This is a genomic window from Paraburkholderia xenovorans, assembly GCF_046030735.1.
Classification (GTDB): domain Bacteria; phylum Pseudomonadota; class Gammaproteobacteria; order Burkholderiales; family Burkholderiaceae; genus Paraburkholderia; species Paraburkholderia xenovorans_A.
On record NZ_JAQQBV010000035.1, the window covers coordinates 67,126 to 80,417 of the forward strand.

12 protein-coding genes are annotated in these 13,292 nt (G+C 61.7%); 9 read left to right on the forward strand and 3 right to left on the reverse strand.

Annotated features, from left to right (window positions below):
* Positions 1–20 precede the first annotated feature (20 nt).
* Positions 21–836, reverse strand: a complete 816-nt coding sequence (gene ppsR, locus PQQ51_RS27560; RefSeq protein ID WP_054035190.1) for a phosphoenolpyruvate synthetase regulatory kinase/phosphorylase PpsR — start codon at positions 834–836, stop codon at positions 21–23.
* 540 nt (positions 837–1,376) lie between these two features.
* Between ppsR and ppsA the strand changes: the two genes are divergently transcribed.
* From ppsA to PQQ51_RS27575, 3 genes are all read left to right on the forward strand, one after another.
* A complete protein-coding gene (gene ppsA / locus PQQ51_RS27565; RefSeq protein ID WP_408500259.1) occupies positions 1,377–3,782 on the forward strand; it encodes a phosphoenolpyruvate synthase in 2,406 nt (801 codons plus the stop codon).
* Positions 3,783–3,936: 154 nt separating this feature from the next.
* Positions 3,937–4,392 carry an NfeD family protein gene (locus PQQ51_RS27570; protein ID WP_408500261.1) on the forward strand — a complete coding sequence of 152 codons (456 nt, stop codon included), beginning with the start codon at positions 3,937–3,939 and terminating at the stop codon, positions 4,390–4,392.
* Between the two features lie 67 nt (positions 4,393–4,459).
* Positions 4,460–5,395 carry an SPFH domain-containing protein gene (locus tag PQQ51_RS27575; RefSeq protein WP_408500263.1) on the forward strand — a complete coding sequence of 312 codons (936 nt, stop codon included), beginning with the start codon at positions 4,460–4,462 and terminating at the stop codon, positions 5,393–5,395.
* Positions 5,396–5,550: 155 nt separating this feature from the next.
* On the opposite strand, the gene smpB is transcribed toward PQQ51_RS27575, so the two are convergent.
* Positions 5,551–5,997, reverse strand: coding sequence for an SsrA-binding protein SmpB (gene smpB, locus PQQ51_RS27580; RefSeq protein WP_042323149.1), 447 nt, complete (start codon positions 5,995–5,997; stop codon positions 5,551–5,553).
* Positions 5,998–6,109: 112 nt separating this feature from the next.
* Here smpB and PQQ51_RS27585 point away from each other — a divergent pair, with 112 nt between their 5' ends.
* Together PQQ51_RS27585 and PQQ51_RS27590 are read left to right on the forward strand one after the other, a co-directional pair.
* A complete protein-coding gene (locus tag PQQ51_RS27585; RefSeq protein ID WP_028199353.1) occupies positions 6,110–6,547 on the forward strand; it encodes a type II toxin-antitoxin system RatA family toxin in 438 nt (145 codons plus the stop codon).
* Positions 6,544–6,876 carry an RnfH family protein gene (locus tag PQQ51_RS27590; protein WP_408500265.1) on the forward strand — a complete coding sequence of 111 codons (333 nt, stop codon included), beginning with the start codon at positions 6,544–6,546 and terminating at the stop codon, positions 6,874–6,876. Before PQQ51_RS27585 ends, PQQ51_RS27590 begins: the two co-directional genes overlap by 4 nt.
* 63 nt (positions 6,877–6,939) lie before the next feature.
* Here PQQ51_RS27590 and PQQ51_RS27595 read toward each other — a convergent pair whose 3' ends face one another.
* Positions 6,940–7,917 (reverse strand): DMT family transporter, encoded by a 978-nt coding sequence (locus PQQ51_RS27595; RefSeq protein ID WP_408500267.1) that lies wholly within the window; start codon positions 7,915–7,917, stop codon positions 6,940–6,942.
* A gap of 261 nt (positions 7,918–8,178) precedes the next feature.
* On the opposite strand from PQQ51_RS27595, the gene guaB reads away from it, so the two are divergent.
* The 4 genes from guaB to PQQ51_RS27615 form a co-directional block, all read left to right on the forward strand.
* Entirely contained in the window at positions 8,179–9,639 is a 1,461-nt protein-coding gene (gene guaB / locus PQQ51_RS27600) for an IMP dehydrogenase (protein WP_408500269.1), read from the forward strand.
* Between the two features lie 6 nt (positions 9,640–9,645).
* Entirely contained in the window at positions 9,646–10,431 is a 786-nt protein-coding gene (locus PQQ51_RS27605; protein ID WP_408500271.1) for a hypothetical protein, read from the forward strand.
* A gap of 206 nt (positions 10,432–10,637) precedes the next feature.
* A complete protein-coding gene (guaA, locus tag PQQ51_RS27610) occupies positions 10,638–12,221 on the forward strand; it encodes a glutamine-hydrolyzing GMP synthase (RefSeq protein WP_408500273.1) in 1,584 nt (527 codons plus the stop codon).
* Positions 12,222–12,441: 220 nt separating this feature from the next.
* On the forward strand, positions 12,442–13,292 hold an 851-nt coding region (locus tag PQQ51_RS27615; RefSeq protein WP_408500275.1), incomplete at its 3' end, for a tyrosine-type recombinase/integrase.

The following is a 13,292-nucleotide window of genomic DNA, read 5'->3' on the forward strand; positions in this document are numbered from 1 at the left end:
CAACCGCCATCGCTATCGCGTCAATAAGCCGGCCGGTCCAGTTTGATTTCCTGCAGGATCGTGGTGGCGATTTCCTCGATCGATTTATGCGTCGACGACAGCCACTTGACGCCTTCGCGCCGCATCATCGCTTCGGCTTCGTTGATTTCGTAACGGCAGTTTTCCGGCGCCGCATATTTGCTGCCGGGACGCCGCTCGTTACGGATTTCCGACAGCCGCTGCGGATCGATCGACAAACCAAACATCTTCTGCCGATGTGCCAATAATGGCGTAGGCAGTTTGCCGCGCTCGAAGTCTTCCGGAATCAGCGGATAGTTAGCCGCTTTCACACCGTACTGCATCGCGAGATAGAGGCTTGTCGGCGTCTTGCCGCTGCGCGATACGCCGACCAGAATCACGTCGGCGTCGGCGAGATTGCGGTTCGATTGACCGTCGTCATGCGCGAGCGAAAAGTTGATCGCCTCGATCCGGTTCTTGTACTCCTCGGTATCCGCATTCTGGTGCCCGCGGCCCATTGCGTGGCTCGACTTCAGCTCCAGTTCCTGTTCGAGCGGTTCGACGAAGGTCTGAAACATATCCAGCACGAGCGCGTTCGAGCCCTTGACGATCTGATTCGACGCGCTGTCCACCAGCGTCGTGAAGACGATCGGACGGCGGCCGTCCTGCTGGATCGCTTCGTTGATTTTTTCGAGCGTCGCGTACGCCTTCTCGGTGGAGTCGACGAACGGCACGCGGACCAGGCGGAATTTCTGGTCGAACTGGGAGAGGATCGAATGCGCGAAGGTTTCGGCAGTGATCCCGGTACCGTCGGAGACGATGAATACGGTGGGCGGCATCAGTGGGGCTGGGAACGTGAGCGGCAAAAAACGCTCGAAAGAAACATCGCTGTCTTGACGCGTGCTGCACGGTGGCTAACCGGAATTTGCAGCGGCGTTTCGACAGCGCGCCGTGGGCACCGCAACTGCGCCCGGCTGGCGGCGGGGCCTCGCAAAGGCCCGCTGGCCGGTCCGGGGCGCGATTCGAGGCGCAATTCTCGTCCGACTGTCACATTTTGAGAGTCGGCACGGTAGAATAGCGGCAACCTGTTGGATAAGCAATTGCAGTCGATTGGCGGCTAACTCACTGCGAACCGTCGTTCAACGCCACTCTATTCGCCGGTAACTTGAGCGCAAAGCAGTGGTTCGATCGGTAAATTCGGCCATCCGTCTGCTTCTTCGTGCATCCGGTGCTTCGAGGGCTTCTGCCGAATCCGGTGCATCGCCCAGCGATTGCTTCTCCAACAGGTTGTGCAAGACGTGAGGTCACGCTCCCAATGGGCGTCTCGCGTTCGAGCCCACTTGCACAGCCGTGAATTTCTTTCACACTTAGGGGCTTGTATGACTAACGTAGTTACCGTCGCAAAGGACAAGGCGTATGTAGTTCCGTTCGAGCAGTTGCGGATGACCGATGTGGAGATTGTCGGCGGCAAGAACGCGTCGCTTGGCGAGATGATCAGCCAGCTCGCTGAAGCCGGCGTGCGCGTGCCGACCGGTTTCGCCACTACGGCGCTGGCTTTCCGCGACTTCCTGCATCACAACAATCTGACTGAACGCATCGCCAAACGTCTCGAAACGCTGGATGTCGACGACGTGAAGGCGCTCGCCGAAGCGGGCAAGGAGATCCGTCAATGGATCATCGACGCGCCGCTGCAAGCGCAGCTCGAGGCCGACATTCGCGCGGGCTTCGACACGCTGCAAAACAGCTCGCCTGAAGAGCTGTCGTTTGCCGTGCGTTCGTCGGCAACGGCAGAAGACTTGCCGGACGCATCGTTCGCGGGTCAGCAGGAAAGCTACCTGAACGTGGTCGGCGTCGAAGACGTGCTCGATCGCATGAAGCACGTGTTCGCGTCGCTGTATAACGACCGCGCTATTTCCTATCGTGTCCACAAAGGCTTCACGCACGCGGAAGTCGCGTTGTCGGCGGGTGTGCAGCGCATGGTGCGCTCGGACGTCGGCGCAGCGGGCGTGATGTTTACGCTCGACACCGAATCGGGCTTCAAGGACGCGGTGTTCATCACGTCGAGCTACGGTCTGGGCGAAACGGTGGTGCAGGGCGCGGTGAATCCGGACGAGTTCTACGTCTACAAGACCACACTCGCGCAAGGCAAGTACCCGATCATCCGCCGTTCGATCGGCTCGAAGCTGATCAAGATGGAATTCACGAAGGCCGGCGAACAAGGCCGCGTGAAGACCGTCGACGTGCCGCACGAGCAGCGCAACCGCTTCTCGATTACCGACGAAGACGTGATCGAACTCGCGAAATACGCGGTCATCATCGAAAAGCACTACGAGCGTCCGATGGACATCGAGTGGGGTAAAGACGGCCGCGACGGCAAGATCTTCATCCTGCAGGCGCGTCCGGAAACGGTGAAGAGCCAGGCGGCGGGCAAGGCCGAGCAGCGCTTCAAGCTGAAGGGGCAATCGAACGTGCTCGCGACCGGCCGCGCGATCGGTCAGAAGATCGGCGCGGGTCCGGTGCGCGTGATTCACGATCCGTCGGAAATGGACCGTGTGCAGCCGGGCGACGTGCTGGTGGCCGACATGACCGACCCGAACTGGGAACCGGTGATGAAGCGCGCTTCCGCGATCGTCACGAACCGCGGCGGCCGTACCTGCCACGCAGCGATCATCGCGCGTGAACTGGGCGTGCCGGCGGTGGTGGGCTGCGGCGACGCAACCGACGTGCTGAAGGAAGGCGCGCTCGTCACCGTGTCGTGCGCGGAAGGCGACGAAGGCAAGATCTACGACGGCCTGCTCGAAACCGAAGTCACCGAAGTGCAGCGCGGCGAGCTGCCGGAGATTCCGGTCAAGATCATGATGAACGTCGGCAACCCGCAGCTTGCGTTCGACTTCTCGCAACTGCCGAACGCAGGCGTGGGTCTCGCGCGGCTCGAGTTCATCATCAACAACAACATCGGCGTTCACCCGAAGGCGATTCTCGAGTACCCGAACATCGATCAGGACCTGAAGAAGGCCGTGGAAAGCGTCGCGCGCGGCCATGCGTCGCCGCGTGCGTTCTACGTCGACAAACTGACCGAAGGTATCGCGACGATCGCGGCAGCGTTCTATCCGAAGCCCGTGATCGTGCGTCTGTCGGACTTCAAGTCGAACGAGTACAAGAAGCTGATCGGCGGTTCGCGTTACGAGCCGGACGAAGAAAACCCGATGCTGGGTTTTCGCGGCGCGTCGCGCTACATCGCCGACGACTTCGCGGAAGCGTTCCAGATGGAATGCATCGCGCTGAAGAAGGTGCGTGAAGAGATGGGCCTCGACAACGTCGAGATCATGGTGCCGTTCGTGCGTACGCTGCAGCAGGCGGAACGCGTGGTCGGGCTGCTGGCCAAGTACGGCCTGAAGCGCGGCGAGAAGGGTCTGCGCCTGATCATGATGTGTGAGGTGCCGTCGAACGCGATTCTCGCCGAAGAGTTCCTGCAATTCTTCGACGGTTTCTCGATCGGTTCGAACGACCTGACGCAGCTCACGCTCGGCCTCGACCGCGACTCGGGTATGGAGTTGCTGGCCGTCGATTTCGACGAACGCGATCCGGCGGTCAAGTTCCTGCTCAAGCGTGCGATCGAAACCTGCTTGCGTCTGGACAAGTACGTCGGTATCTGCGGCCAGGGTCCTTCGGATCATCCGGATTTCGCGCAATGGCTGACCGACGAAGGCATCAAGTCGATCTCGCTGAACCCGGATTCGATCATCGAGACGTGGCAGCAACTGGCGAAATCGCTGACGAAGTAATTCGCGGAGCGGCCGCCTGATAAGCGGCCTGCATAAACGGCGCTGCGTAGTGTCAAAAGCTTGTAAAGCTTGCTGCGTCGCCCGCTAAAATGCACCAGCTTCGTGCTATAAACACCCCGGTAGATCCGGGGTGTTTTGCTTTGTGGAGGTCGACGTGGCGCCAGGTGGATTGTTCTGGTGGATCGGGGCGGGTGTGCTCATCGTGCTGGAGTTGATCAGCGGCACGTTCTATCTGTTGATGATCGCGTTGGGTTTTGTCGCGGCAGCTATCGCGCACATTGCGGGTGCGGCCGCCGACCTGCAGTTCGCGGTCGCAGCCGTGGTCGCGCTGGCGGCCGTGCTGGTGTTGCGGCGCTCGCGCTTTGGGCGCAGGACGCGCAAGGAGGCGTCGAAGAATCCGGACGTCAATCTGGATATCGGTCAGACCGTGACCGTGCTGGCGTGGCACGAGCGCCGCGCTCGCGTGAATTATCGCGGCGCTGCGTGGGACGTCGAGCTGGCCGATAACGAGCCTGAAAACGCGCAACTGTACGAAATCGCGGAGCTGCGCGGCAGTTGCCTCGTGGTGGTCGCGAGCCGTCACGCGAAGGCGGACGCGAGCGCGGTCTGAGCGTCGACATGACTGACGACCACCTCGCACGTACGCAATTATTCGAACTACGAACTGGAGGGTAGTAATGGATTCGACCATCATCGGGGCGGTGTTTTTGCTCATCGTGATCGTGCTGGCGGCGCAGACGCTGAAGATCGTGCCGCAGCAACATGCGTGGGTGCTCGAGCGGCTCGGCCGCTATCACCGCACGTTGACGCCGGGTCTGAGTTTCGCGTTTCCGTTCGTCGACCGGATCGCATACAAGCACATACTCAAGGAAATCCCGCTCGAAGTGCCGAGCCAGGTTTGTATCACGCGCGACAACACGCAGTTGCAGGTGGACGGCGTGCTGTATTTTCAGGTCACCGATCCAATGAAGGCGTCGTATGGATCGAGCAACTTCGTGTTCGCGATCACGCAGTTGTCGCAAACCACGCTGCGCTCGGTGATCGGCAAGCTCGAACTCGACAAGACCTTCGAAGAGCGTGATTTCATCAATCACAGCATTGTGTCGTCGCTCGATGAAGCCGCGTCGAACTGGGGCGTGAAAGTGTTGCGCTACGAGATCAAGGACCTGACGCCGCCGAAGGAAATTCTTCACGCGATGCAGGCGCAGATCACCGCGGAGCGCGAGAAGCGCGCGCTGATCGCCGCATCGGAAGGGCGCAAGCAGGAGCAGATCAATATCGCGTCCGGCGGTCGTGAAGCGGCGATCCAGAAGTCCGAGGGCGAACGGCAGGCGGCGATCAATCAGGCGCAGGGTCAGGCGTCGGCGATTCTGGCCGTGGCCGAAGCCAATTCACAGGCGATTCAAAAGATCGCCGCGGCGATCCAGTCGAACGGCGGGATGGAGGCGGTGAATCTGAAGGTGGCCGAACAATACGTGAATGCGTTCGGCAATCTGGCAAAGCAGGGCACCACGCTGATCGTGCCGGGCAATCTGGCGGATATGAGTTCGATGATCGCGTCGGCGCTGACGATCGTGAACAAGGGTAAGGGCGGCGCGACCGACGTGCGTTAAGCAGGTGTCGCAGCAGGTTGCCGCTGCATCAACGAAAAGGCCCGCTCAGTGCAAATGAGCGGGCCTTTGTTTTGACGCGGTGCGGGCGCGGCGAGGGTGCGTGTGGAGCCCCAGGCGCGGCAAATCCGCGCGCCTCGCGCGCCGGTTGGATCAGATCAGGACGGCGAGCGCATCAGCCGGGCCTTTTCGCGTTCCCAATCGCGTTTCTTCTCGGTTTCGCGCTTGTCGTGCTGCTTCTTGCCCTTAGCGAGGCCGATTTCGCATTTGACGCGACCGCCCTTGTAGTGGAAATTCAGCGGCACCAGCGTGTAGCCGCGCTGTTCGACCTTGCCGATCAGTTTGCTGATCTCTTCGCTATGCAGGAGCAGCTTGCGGGTGCGCACCGGGTCGGGATTGATGTGGGTCGAGGCTTCGGGTAGCGGGCTGATGTGCGTGCCGATCAGGAACAGTTCGTTATTCTTGATAACGACATACCCTTCCTTGATCTGGCCGCGCCCGGCGCGCAGCGCCTTGACCTCCCATCCTTCGAGCACGAGCCCTGCTTCATAGCGTTCTTCGACCGAGTAGTCGTAGAACGCTTTTCTGTTGTCGATGATGCTCATGAATGGAAAGTGCCCAACTCGTTTAAAATCACGATTTTAGCAAAGCGGGGCAAGGAAAGCCCGCGGCGCTTTTCAACCCGCTTGTCCACCCTTGCCACGCGCTGTTCAATTTATGGCAGATGTCCAGAAAACCGTGTTGATCCGCCATTCGGCGGAACAGATGTTCGACCTCGTCACCGACGTCGCCGATTACCCCAACTTCCTGCCCTGGTGCGGTGGAGTCGAGATTCGCCGCCAGGACGAAACCGGCATGGAGGCGAAGATCGACATCAACTTCAAGGGCATCAAGCAGCATTTCGCCACCCGCAACAGCATGGAGCGGCCCACGCGTATCGATATGGAATTCGCAGACGGCCCGTTTCGCAAGTTCACCGGTTTCTGGCGCTTTACGCCGCTGCGCGCGGATGCCTGCAAGATCGAATTCGCGTTGCACTACGAATTCACCAACATCATCCTCGAGAAGATCATCGGGCCGGTGTTCAGCCATATCGCCAACACCTTCGTCGAATCGTTCGTGAAGCGCGCCGATCAGCGCTACGGTAAGGCATGAGCGCGCGCTTGTCGATTGAAGTCTGTTACGCGTCGGCGAGCGAGCAGGTGCTGATCGCCGTCGATCTGCCGGAAGGTGCGACGCTGCAGCAGGCGCTCGACGCGAGCGGCATCCTGAAACGTTTCCCGCAGATCGATCTCGGCACGCAGAAGGTGGGGGTGTTCGGCAAGCTCAAGCCGCTGGATACGGTGCTGGCCGATCATGACCGTGTCGAGATTTACCGGCCGCTGCTGGTGGATCCGAAGCTGTCGCGGCAACGGCGCGTCGAGAAAACCCGCAAGGCGGGCTCCATCGAAGGGCGTCGCTGGCAGAACAGGGATTCGCGTTAGTAGCGCGTTGTGCGCCGCTGTGACCCGCTGTGCGCCGTCGTGCGAGGCCCACGGCGCGTCGTTTCAATGCGTGGAAGGCTGCGCTTTGTCCTCGATCGATACTGCGCCGGACGAATCGTCGTCCACATGCTGTCGCACCGACCAGCACACTCCCGCCACCAGCAGCAGGATCGCGGCCGTTTCCAGCGGGCGCGGCAACCGCTGATCGTAGATGAACGCGTAGAGCAGCGCGAACAGCGTCTCGAACACGATCAACTGGCCTGACAGCGTGAGCGGCAGGCGTTTGGACGCCGCGTTCCACAGTCCGTTGCCGAGCCACGACGCGCCGATGGCAAGCCCCAGATTCAGCAGCCAGAAGGTGTGCCAGCGCTCGTCCGCGAGCGCGCTTGGCGCGCTGCCGGATGGCAGCACCGCGATCACGAGCCACAGCGCGGCGCCGAGCGCGCCCGTCACGACGCCCCACAGCATCGACCATTCGTTGCCGCTGAAGTGCGTCTGGCGTTGCAGATAACGCGCGTTTTCGACCGCGAACCACGTCCAGCAGGCGAGCGCGCCGACCGCGCAGGCGAGGCCGAAGAGCTTGGTTCCGATGCTGACCGGCGTGCTCTCGGCGACGGTGAACACGTCGACGTTGATGCACGCGATGCCCGCCACCACCATCGCGAGCGGCCATGCCAGCCGCGCAAGCGGCACGGCGCCGTGATCGCGCCGGCCGAGCAGTGTCACCGTGACCGGCAGCACGCCGACGATCAGCGAAGCCGGCGCGATCCCGATCATGTGCACGGCGGCGGTGAGCAGCAGGTAATAGAGCAGGTTGCCGGCCAGCGCCAGCTTGACGAGCGCGCCGAGATCCTCGCGGGTCAGGCGTTTGACGAGCGAACGCGCGACCGGCAGCGCGGCCGCCAGTGAAACGATCCCGTACATCGTGTAGCGCCCCGCGCTCAGCAGCAGCGGCGAGAAGTCCGGCAGCACGCGCGGCACCAGAAACACCATGCCCCACAAGGCCCCGGCCATTACTCCATATGCCACACCGCGCTGCATCGACTGCCCCTTTCAAAAAGATTGGAATGGTCGGCAGAATAGCCGCTCGACGGCAGCGCGTCTTGTTCGATTCTGCATTTCGGAGCGGATGGCTGCGAACGCGCAAACGAAACCGGATCGAACCCGAGCCGAACCGGGAAGCGAAATAGCGAAGCTGGAAGTCACGAAAAAAATCGCCCGAAATTCGCTAAGCTGCTGTTAGTGCAGTGAAAAGCGGGGAGGTATCGCGTATAATTCGCTTTTGCGCCTATAGGATTTGCCATGCGTCTGATCCAAACAGCACTCACGTTCGATGACGTGCTCCTCGTCCCGGCTTTCTCCGATGTTCTGCCGCGCGACACCAGCCTCAAGACCCGGCTGACCCGCAACATCTCCCTGAATATGCCGCTCGTGTCCGCCGCCATGGACACCGTCACCGAAGCCCGTCTCGCCATTGCGATGGCGCAAATGGGCGGCGTGGGCATCATCCACAAGAATCTCACGCCGGCCGAGCAGGCGCGTGAAGTGGCGAAGGTCAAGCGCTTCGAATCGGGCGTCGTGCGCGATCCGATCACGGTGCCGCCGCAAATGAAGGTGCGCGACGTGATTGCGCTGTCGCGCCAGCATGGCATTTCGGGCTTTCCGGTTGTCGAAGGCGCGCAACTGATCGGTATCGTCACGAACCGCGACTTGCGCTTTGAAGAGCGTCTGGACGAGCCGGTGCGCAACATCATGACGCCGCGCGAGCGCCTCGTCACTGTCAAGGAAGGCACGCCGCTCGCTGAAGCCAAGGCGCTGATGCACAGCCATCGCCTGGAACGCGTGCTGGTCATCAACGACGCGTTCGAACTGCGCGGCCTGATGACGGTGAAAGACATCACCAAGCAGACCGAACACCCGGACGCCTGTAAAGACGAACACGGCAAGCTGCGCGCGGGCGCGGCGGTCGGTGTGGGCGAAGACAATGAAGAGCGCGTCGAACTGCTGGTGCAGGCGGGTGTGGACGTGATCGTCGTCGACACCGCGCACGGTCACAGCAAGGGCGTGCTCGAGCGCGTCAAGTGGGTCAAGCAGAAGTTCCCGCACGTCGAAGTGATCGGCGGCAACATCGCTACCGCCGCGGCGGCCAAGGCGCTCGTCGAATACGGCGCGGACGGTGTGAAGGTCGGCATTGGCCCCGGTTCGATCTGCACGACGCGGATCGTCGCCGGTGTGGGCGTGCCGCAGGTTACCGCGATCTCGAATGTGTCGGAAGCGCTGAAGGGCACCGGCGTGCCGGTCATCGCCGACGGCGGCGTGCGCTTCTCGGGCGACATCAGCAAGGCGCTGGCCGCCGGCGCGAATGCCGTGATGATGGGCAGCATGTTCGCCGGCACCGAAGAAGCGCCGGGCGACGTGTTCCTGTTCCAGGGCCGTCAATACAAGTCGTACCGTGGCATGGGTTCGGTTGGCGCGATGAAAGACGGCGCGGCGGACCGCTACTTCCAGGACAACTCCGCGAATATCGACAAGCTGGTGCCGGAAGGGATCGAAGGCCGTGTCGCCTACAAGGGCTCGGTCAATGCGATCCTGTTCCAGCTGATCGGCGGCGTGCGCGCGAGCATGGGCTACTGCGGTTGCCGCACGATCGCGGAAATGAACGACAAGGCCGAGTTCGTGCAGATCACCGGCGCGGGCCTGCGCGAGTCGCATGTGCATGATGTGCAGATCACCAAGGAAGCGCCCAACTACCACGTGGACTAAACGCCAATGAAGCCATTGCTGCGCGTTGTACTTCTCCTCGATGCCTTGCTGCTGCTCGCGTTCGGCCTGCTGTTCCTGCTGACGCCCTGGACATCGTTGTACAACGCGCTGCTTCTGGTGCAAACCCAGCCGGCTCTGGTCGGTCAGGGGTTTGGCGTGGCGCTGATCGGGCTGGCGTGGCTCGCGTTGCATGCGTCGATCGATGGCGCGCTTACTTCGACGGTCGCCAAGGTCGTCGGGCATGTGAACTGGCTGACCGGTGTACTGATGCTAATCTGGCTGCTCGGGTTGCATACGCCCGCGCTGACTGGTTTCGGGCAGATCGTCGCGGTGCTGACCGGCGTGGTATTGCTGTTGATCGGTCTGGGCGGTGTGCGTCTGTCGGGGGCCGTGCGAAAGCGTGAACGAGTGCGCGTCGCCGAAGCTGCTGCCGCTGAGCGCGCCGAACGGCAAGCCGCGAAAGATGCGGCGAAAGACGCCGCCAACCGGCGCGAGCCGGTTCCTGGCGCTGGTCACGTCACCGCAGGTTTTCCGGTTTATCACGCTGAACCGCTGGTCGAGCCGGTGATTCCGGTCACGCGTCCGGTTGGCTCCGCAGCCGCTACTGCTACGCCGGTGCAGCCCGTGGTGGTCGACGAAGCGGGGCTCACGGCGGCCGAACAGGCTGAGCGTGCCGAGCGTGCAGAACGAAGGGCGAGGGAAGCGAGTGCCGACGCTGCCGCCGCGCGCGACGAAGCCCGCAATTCCGCCGCCGACGCACCGGGCGCACCCCGGCCACCGTTTCATGGCTGACGCGCTGAGCGCCAACCCGAACGCCGAAGCTGCTGGATCATTCCGCTCGCGCGCGCCGCAACGCGCTGCGTGCTGCGTTGTCCAGTCGAGCGCGCTTCATTGCTGTACACCTTGTTCGATCGTCCCCACGTGGACCGCTTTGAATTCAACGCCGCGCGTGTTGCGCGGCATTCCCTATCCGTTCACTTTTGACTCCGTCCGCTGCCATGCATGACAAGATCCTGATCCTCGACTTCGGTTCGCAAGTCACCCAACTGATTGCACGTCGCGTTCGCGAAGCCAACGTGTATTCGGAAATCCATCCGTACGACGTCGACGCGTCGTTCATCCGCGACTTCGCGCCGAAGGGCGTGATCCTGTCCGGCGGCCCGAGCTCGGTCACCGAAACGGATACGCCGCGCGTGCCGCAAATCGTGTTCGAACTCGGTGTGCCCGTGCTGGGCATCTGCTACGGCATGCAGGCGATGGCCGAGCAGCTCGGCGGCAAGGTCGACAACGGCCATCTGCGTGAATTCGGTTACGCCGAAGTGCGCGCGCGCAATCATACGAGCCTGCTCGAAGGCATCAGCGACTTCACCACGCCGGAAGGTCACGGCATGCTGAAGGTGTGGATGAGCCACGGCGACAAGGTGCTGGAAATGCCCGACGGCTTCCAGTTGATGGCGTCCACCGAATCGTGCCCGATCGCGGCAATGGCCGACGAAAAGCGTCACTTCTACGGTCTGCAATGGCACCCGGAAGTCACGCACACCGTGCAAGGCCGCGCGATGCTCGAACGCTTCGTGCTGCAGATCTGCGGCGCGAGGGCCGACTGGGAAATGGGCAATTACATCGACGAAGCGGTTGCGAAAATTCGCGAGCAGGTCGGCCGCGAGCACGTGATCCTGGGGCTGTCGGGCGGCGTGGATTCGTCGGTGGCGGCGGCGCTCCTGCATCGCGCGATCGGCGACCAGTTGACTTGCGTGTTCGTCGATCATGGTCTGCTGCGTTTGAACGAAGCCGAGCAGGTGATGGCGACGTTCGCGGATCACCTTGGCGTAAAGGTGATTCACGTCGACGCGAGCGAAGTGTTCCTCGCGAAGCTCGCTGGCGTGACGGATCCGGAGGCGAAGCGCAAGATCATCGGCGCGGAATTCGTCGAAGTGTTCCAGGCCGAAGCGGGCAAGCTGACTGACGCGAAGTGGCTTGCGCAAGGCACGATCTATCCGGACGTGATCGAATCGGCGGGCAAGGGCAAGAAGGCCGCGCAGACGATCAAGAGCCACCACAACGTGGGCGGCCTGCCGGAAACGCTGAACCTGAAGCTGCTCGAGCCGCTGCGCGAACTGTTCAAGGACGAAGTGCGCGAACTCGGCGTGAAGCTCGGTTTGCCGCCGGCGATGGTGTATCGCCATCCGTTCCCGGGCCCGGGTCTGGGCGTGCGGATTCTTGGCGAAGTGCGGCGCGATTTCGCCGACCTGCTGCGTCGCGCGGACGCGATTTTCATCGAGACGCTCCGCACTTTCATCGACAAAGAAACCGGCAAGTCATGGTACGACCTGACGAGCCAGGCGTTTGCGGTGTTTCTGCCGGTGAAGAGCGTTGGCGTGATGGGCGATGGCCGCACTTATGAGTATGTGGTGGCGCTGCGTGCCGTGCAGACGCTGGACTTCATGACCGCGCATTGGGCGCATCTGCCGCATGAACTGCTGGGGCACGTGTCGAATCGCATCATCAATGAGGTGCGCGGGATTAATCGGGTTGTGTATGACATCTCGGGGAAGCCGCCGGCGACGATTGAGTGGGAATGATTTTGGACCGTACCAAGCTGTCTCAGTTGATGTCGAAGATCACAAAAATCTATTATACATCAATGGCTTAAAGCTATCAGTCGGAATCACCCTGTATCGCTCAATCTCGGTGGATCTGCTGGTACGGTAGATGGCACCTTTTAGGGTATCCGTTCCGTTCGGTTTGGTACCATTGAGATACCATGATGGTATCTGGTGGTAATGCCGAACGGAGGACACCTTGCTGACAGATACAGGACTGCAGAAGCTCAAGCCAACCGAGAAGCTTTACAAGAAGGGCGACCGTGATGGCTTGTACGCCGCAGTGTTACCTAGCGGCACTATCAGTTTCCGGTACAACTACCGGATAAACGGCAGAGGCGAGACGCTCACAATCGGCCGGTACGATGCCAGGCTGGCGCGTAAGCCGGCGCGCGAACTCGATACGCTCGAATTTGGCATGGACGTATCGCTGGCCGAGGCGCGCGCGCTGTTGGACCGCGCGAGGCGCGACGTAGAGCGCGGCGTGTCGCCGTCGCGCGGGAAGGCAGACAAGCGGACCGCAGCGGCCGAGTCGCTGACGTTCGGCGGCTGGGCGGAAGGCTATTTTGCTCACAAGGCAGACCCGAAGAGTGGCGCCGAACGACTGGCGGACAGCACTCTGGCGATGCGAAAGTCTGTCTATAAGCGGGCCATCGAACCGGCGCTATCAAAGCTAAAGCTGGACGAGCTAACGCCAGCTCGCCTGAAATCGCTCTGTGATGACGTGAAGGCCAAACGCGGTCCCGCTGTGGCGGTCCATGTCCGCGAGATAACGCGAGCAATATTCGCGCACGCGCGTGCCAGCGGGCAGTCCGTCGATAACCCGGCCGAAGCGATACGCGCATCTGCCATCGCAACGTTTGAACCTCGTGACCGTGCATTGTCACCCGCTGAAATCCGCACATTCCTGACGGCGCTGGACCAGGTGGCCACGACACCCACGCTGCGCCTGGCGCTGAAATTCGTTTTGCTGACTGGCGTGCGAAAGAGCGAGTTCATCGATGCTATTTGGCCCGAAGTCGATTTCGACAACGAGCGGTGGACCATCCC

Excerpts from the sequence above, each read along its gene's own strand:
- ppsR (WP_054035190.1), bottom strand. The coding sequence starts at position 836 with ATGCCGCCCACCGTATTCATCGTCTCCGACGGTACCGGGATCACTGCC.
- ppsA (WP_408500259.1), top strand. The coding sequence starts at position 1,377 with ATGACTAACGTAGTTACCGTCGCAAAGGACAAGGCGTATGTAGTTCCG.
- PQQ51_RS27575 (WP_408500263.1), top strand. The coding sequence starts at position 4,460 with ATGGATTCGACCATCATCGGGGCGGTGTTTTTGCTCATCGTGATCGTG.
- smpB (WP_042323149.1), bottom strand. The coding sequence starts at position 5,997 with ATGAGCATCATCGACAACAGAAAAGCGTTCTACGACTACTCGGTCGAA.
- PQQ51_RS27585 (WP_028199353.1), top strand. The coding sequence starts at position 6,110 with ATGGCAGATGTCCAGAAAACCGTGTTGATCCGCCATTCGGCGGAACAG.
- PQQ51_RS27590 (WP_408500265.1), top strand. The coding sequence starts at position 6,544 with ATGAGCGCGCGCTTGTCGATTGAAGTCTGTTACGCGTCGGCGAGCGAG.
- PQQ51_RS27595 (WP_408500267.1), bottom strand. The coding sequence starts at position 7,917 with ATGCAGCGCGGTGTGGCATATGGAGTAATGGCCGGGGCCTTGTGGGGC.
- guaB (WP_408500269.1), top strand. The coding sequence starts at position 8,179 with ATGCGTCTGATCCAAACAGCACTCACGTTCGATGACGTGCTCCTCGTC.
- PQQ51_RS27605 (WP_408500271.1), top strand. The coding sequence starts at position 9,646 with ATGAAGCCATTGCTGCGCGTTGTACTTCTCCTCGATGCCTTGCTGCTG.
- guaA (WP_408500273.1), top strand. The coding sequence starts at position 10,638 with ATGCATGACAAGATCCTGATCCTCGACTTCGGTTCGCAAGTCACCCAA.